Origin of the sequence: Methanobrevibacter sp., assembly GCF_045603845.1 — an archaeon.
Taxonomy (GTDB): domain Archaea; phylum Methanobacteriota; class Methanobacteria; order Methanobacteriales; family Methanobacteriaceae; genus Methanocatella.
In genome coordinates this window covers 1-4,759 of record NZ_JAZUMY010000016.1, presented here as the reverse complement: position 1 = coordinate 4,759, position 4,759 = coordinate 1, and the positions used below count along the sequence as shown (strand labels likewise).

Here is a 4,759-nt window from a genome sequence, read left to right as displayed (position 1 = left end):
ATCCTTCAAATAATGTTAGTGATTTAACAACCGATGAAATTAAAGGGATTTTTTCGGGCAATATAACAAACTGGAATCATGTGGGAGGTGAAAATAAAAAAATTAATGTTTTTGTTCGAGAGCAGGGGTCAGGTACATTGGATGCATTTAAAACATCAGTAATGAATAAAACTCCAATTTTAAATGATGCAATAGTTTTCAATTCACAGGGGTCAATCAAACAAGCTATTGAACAGGATGAATCATCCATAGGTATTGTTTCATTTTCTTATCTGGATGATGATATTAATGCTTTAAGCATTGAAGGAATTTATCCAACTGAAGAATCAATAGCTGATGGGTCATATTCTCTTCAAAGACCTTTTTTACTTCTTTTAGAGAATAATCCATCTAATGAAACTATGGAATTTATCAGTTGGCTTAATAGCAACGAAGCCAGAGAGATTTTGGATGAAAATAAAATCATCAGGAGTGTTTGAAGTGAATGAAAAGTTCATTGAAAGAGGATTGTTGTCATTAACATTGTTCTTATTTGTTATTATTGCTTTAATAATAATTTTTTTACTGTATGAAGCAATTCCTGCATTCAATCAATTTGGATTAATTAAAATATTTTCAGATATGCATTGGATTCCTGATTTGAATTTATTTGGCATAATTCCAATGATTGTATCTTCTTTACTGGTGAGTTTTTTGGCATTAGTGATTTCTGTACCATTATCACTAGCCACAGCTATTTATATTGAAGAATTATCGTCAATCAGAATAAAAAAACTATTTAAGCCAGTAATTCAAACATTGGCAGGAATCCCATCAGTGGTTTATGGATTTTTTGGATTAACGGTTTTAATACCTCTGATTAGGGATTATATTGGTGGTGATGGATTCAGTGTTCTTGCAGCTTCAATTGTTCTTTCAATAATGATTTTGCCTACAGTAATCACATTATCTCAGGATGCAATCGCAAATGTTCCTTTTGAATACAAGCAGGCATCATTTGCATTGGGTTCCACACATTTTCAAACGATTTATAAAATCATTCTGCCATCTGCATTGCCGGGAATTTTAACTGGGATAATTTTAGGTTTAGGCCGAGCGATTGGTGAAACATTAGCTGTTTTGATGGTCATAGGTAATGTTAATCAAATACCTTCTTCAGTTTTGGACTCTGCAAGGACATTAACATCAAATATTGCTCTGGAAATGGGTTATGCAATGGATATTCATTATAATATGCTGTTTGTTAATGGAGTTGTATTATTCGTAATTATTGTAATTTTGATGGCTTTAACGTTTTGCATTCAACATAAATGGGGTTGTTAATATGGATTTAATGAAAAAATTAATTTTCACATCATCAGGAATGATTACAGTATCAATTCTTCTTGTAATTGTTTTATATATTTTAATTAAAGGCATTCCATTTATAAATTTTGAATTTATATTTTCTAATCCGATTGATTCTGGAAAATCCGGCGGAATATTTCCAATGATAATTTCAAGCATATATCTGGTGCTTTTAACAGCATTAATTGCGGTTCCTGTTGGTGTTGCTTCCGCCATTTACACGACACAGTACTGTAAAAGCAGCGCATTTATTAATATTTTGAGGTTCTGTTCCCAGACATTATCTGCAATCCCGTCAATTATTTATGGTTTGTTCGGATTTGCCTTTCTAATCATGTTTTTAAAGCTGGATTGGTCATTGTTTACTGCTTCACTGGTTTTGGCTATGATGTCTATTCCGACCATATATCAAGTATCTGAAATCAGCATTAACTCTGTTCCAAATGAATTAATTGAGGCCAGTTTCGGATTGGGGGCAAGCAAATGGCAAATGATAACTTCAGTAATTTTGCCTTCATCTATTTCAGGCATTTTTACGGGAATTATATTGGCGTTAACAAGAGCAATTTCAGAAGCCGCAGCAGTCATGTATGTGGTTGGATCAACGTTCAAGGTTCCATTATCCATTTTTGACGCTGGCAGGCCGTTGCCTCTTCATTTATATATTTTGGCCAGTGAAGGGGTATCATTGGATAATGCATATGCAACAGCTTCAATTTTAATAATGATTGTGCTGATAATCACTGTTTTCAGTAATTACTGTTTAGATAAATACCAGAATAAAATGGAGGGATTATGATGAAAATTAATGTAAAGGATTTTAATGTAAGTCTTGACGGTAGGAATATACTAAATAACATCAACATGGATATTAAAAGAAATTCCATTCATGCAATCATTGGTCCGTCAGGCTGCGGGAAATCAACATTCATCAAGTCAATTAATCGCATGAATGACCTTGTAAAAAGTTTTAAAGCTAGTGGAAAGATTCTGCTTGACGGTAAAAATATTTATGATGATGACATTGACATTGTCGCTTTGAGAAAAAGGGTTGGCATGGTCTTTCAAAAGGCAAATCCTTTCGCCAAATCTATTTTCGATAATGTGGCCTATGGATTAAAAATTGCAGGATGTGAAAATTCAGCATATATTAAAAATACTGTTTTGGATAGTCTAAATTCAGTTGGATTATTGGATGAAGTTAAAGATAAGCTATATGAATCTGCTTTCAAGCTATCTGGAGGTCAACAGCAGAGATTATGCATTGCAAGAGCAATCGCCATCAATCCTGAGGTCATTTTGATGGATGAGCCGTGCTCTGCACTTGACCCGTTATCCACTCTAAAAGTTGAAGATTTGATTAATGAGTTGAAAGATGAGTATACGATTGTTTTAGTGACTCATAATATGCAACAAGCTCGCAGGGTTTCTGATTACACCTCATTCTTCTTGGATGGTGAGTTGATTGAAAGCGGAAGAACTGAACATGTTTTTTCAAATCCAAAATGTGAAAAAACGGAAAATTATATTGCGGGGAGGTTCGGTTAATTCAAATTCTTTTGGTAAGATAAGTGTATTCCAACATGTCCGACTGCCAGAATTAGTGAAGATACTATTAATAATATATTCTGCTCATGTATTCCTAAAAATAGAAATCCCAAAACGGGCAGTGTTGCTCCCGCCACGGGAATTCCTAAAAAGTTGGAATACATATCCTGCATTCTTTTTGGGCTTCTGAAATATCTGATCCAATAAATTTCATAAAGTATCATAAACAGGAATGCTAAGATTAACCATAATGATAATCCAATGTTTTCATCAGTAAAAAACAGTGAGGAACAGACAACGAGCACTTGACCAATTCTTTCAATGACTGACAATATCTTACTTTCGTTTTCAGCATATTTTTCATAATTTGAAGGTTTGTTGCCTGTCCAAATGATGTTTGGAACGAAAAGCATTATTAAAAATATCACTGCAATATATGAAAATCCAAAATGCATCAACACGCCCTTAATTAAAGCTACTATTCATCATATATTCTTCCGGTAGCATGCCTGTCGGCCCAGCATTGTATGCAAACTCCAATAGGCAATCCTGCTGTATGGGTATGTGCTTTCAGTATTTTCACATCCAAAGTGGTTGTTTTGCCGCCAAGACCCATAGGTCCAATTCCGGATGCATTGATTTCGTCCAAAATTTCTTCTTCTAATTTGGCTATTTCAGGGTCCGGATTTCTTTCACCCACTTTTCCAAGCAAAGCTTTTTTACCAAGTTTCAAACATAAATCGGAAGTTCCTCCAATACCTACTCCTACAACAGTTGGTGGACATGGTTTTCCTTTTGCTTTTAAAACGGATTCCACAACAAACTCTTTGATTCCTTCAATTCCTTCAGCAGGCAACGCCATTTTCAATGCATTATTGTTTTCTGAACCGAATCCTTTAGGTAAGATTGTAATTTCAAGATAATCTTCATCTATTAACTCAATATCGATTGGAGGGATGTAATCTCCCACGTTAATGTTGGTATTTTCACGTGTTAACGGATCCACGATATTTGGTCTGATTGGAACGTCACTTGTTGCTTTTTTTATACCCTCTTCAATTCCTTCACGAAGATTTTCCACTTCAACATTACCAAGTTTCACAAAAACAACAGGCAGGCCTGTATCTTGGCACATCGGAATTCCCTTTTCTTCGGCAAGTTCAATATTTTTCAAAATAGCTTCAATATTTAACCTGGCCAAGTCATGTTCTTCAACTTTAAGAGCATCTTCAAGTGATTTTTTTACATCATCACCAAGAACGATAACTGCTTGCCTGTAAAGTTCATAAACTTTATCCCTAATAACATCTTTAGTAATCAAAATAATAACCCTGTAAAATTTAGTTAATACTATTTTTTCATTTTAAAGATAATAAATATTGTTAAAATTAGTTAAATGTGGATTGCTCCAATAGGGCAAACGTCAACGCACTGTTTGCATCTGTCGCATTTCTCTTCATTGATGGTTATAGCTCCGCCCAACACTTCAATGGCATTATTAGGGCATTCTTTTAAACATGGTGCTTCTGATGGTTGGCAGTTCATACAAAATAAGGAAGGTGTGTCAACTTCTTTAAGTTGACAATCACTTTCACAAGTTGTACAATTTAAACAGTTCATAGAAATATTCCTATTCCTCGAGAGCTAATCTGGCTCTTGCTTGACTTGTAATTACGTGGACAAATCCGCCTTTTTTATTATCTGGCTCATAGATACCAGCAAGTTTTGACAAGAATTTTTGTTGGTTTCTGGCTTTGATTTTAGCGGGATCTGCAACAGTAATGGCTCTTTTGGTACATGCTTTAATACAAGCAGGACCTTCTTCCCTGTCAGCACATAAGTCACATTTCTCAGCAATGCTTGC

General features: G+C 34.6%; 7 protein-coding genes and 1 pseudogene. 4 read left to right on the top strand and 4 right to left on the bottom strand.

Translation table 11 applies throughout. From position 1 onward, the window contains the following. The 4 genes from ACKI2W_RS01870 to pstB all read left to right on the top strand — a co-directional run. Nucleotides 1–479, top strand: a 479-nt coding sequence (locus ACKI2W_RS01870) for a substrate-binding domain-containing protein (RefSeq protein WP_407378838.1), incomplete at its 5' end; no start/stop codon positions are given. Further along, the gene (gene pstC / locus ACKI2W_RS01865) at nt 451–1,323 is read left to right on the top strand and encodes a phosphate ABC transporter permease subunit PstC (RefSeq protein ID WP_407378837.1); all 873 of its coding nucleotides are present in this window, start codon (nt 451–453) and stop codon (nt 1,321–1,323) included. The genes ACKI2W_RS01870 and pstC, both read left to right, overlap by 29 nt. Before the next feature lies 1 nt (nt 1,324). Further along, entirely contained in the window at nt 1,325–2,146 is an 822-nt protein-coding gene (pstA, locus tag ACKI2W_RS01860; RefSeq protein WP_407378836.1) for a phosphate ABC transporter permease PstA, read from the top strand. Beyond that, on the top strand, nt 2,146–2,895 hold the full coding sequence (pstB, locus tag ACKI2W_RS01855) for a phosphate ABC transporter ATP-binding protein PstB (RefSeq protein ID WP_407378835.1): 750 nt from the start codon (nt 2,146–2,148) through the stop codon (nt 2,893–2,895). The genes pstA and pstB overlap by 1 nt, the downstream gene beginning before the upstream one ends. Here pstB and ACKI2W_RS01850 read toward each other — a convergent pair. The 4 genes and pseudogenes from ACKI2W_RS01850 to ACKI2W_RS01835 all read right to left on the bottom strand — a co-directional run. After that, nucleotides 2,892–3,350, bottom strand: coding sequence for a hypothetical protein (locus tag ACKI2W_RS01850; RefSeq protein ID WP_407378834.1), 459 nt, complete (start codon nt 3,348–3,350; stop codon nt 2,892–2,894). The genes pstB and ACKI2W_RS01850 overlap by 4 nt on opposite strands. A gap of 23 nt (nt 3,351–3,373) precedes the next feature. Then, nucleotides 3,374–4,216: a fumarate hydratase gene (locus ACKI2W_RS01845; RefSeq protein ID WP_407378833.1), complete on the bottom strand. Its 843-nt coding sequence runs from the start codon at nt 4,214–4,216 to the stop codon at nt 3,374–3,376. A gap of 71 nt (nt 4,217–4,287) precedes the next feature. Continuing rightward, on the bottom strand, nt 4,288–4,515 hold the full coding sequence (locus ACKI2W_RS01840; RefSeq protein WP_296795286.1) for a 4Fe-4S binding protein: 228 nt from the start codon (nt 4,513–4,515) through the stop codon (nt 4,288–4,290). Nucleotides 4,516–4,525: 10 nt separating this feature from the next. Further along, a pseudogene (locus ACKI2W_RS01835) lies at nt 4,526–4,759 on the bottom strand (ferredoxin); the annotation flags it as partial.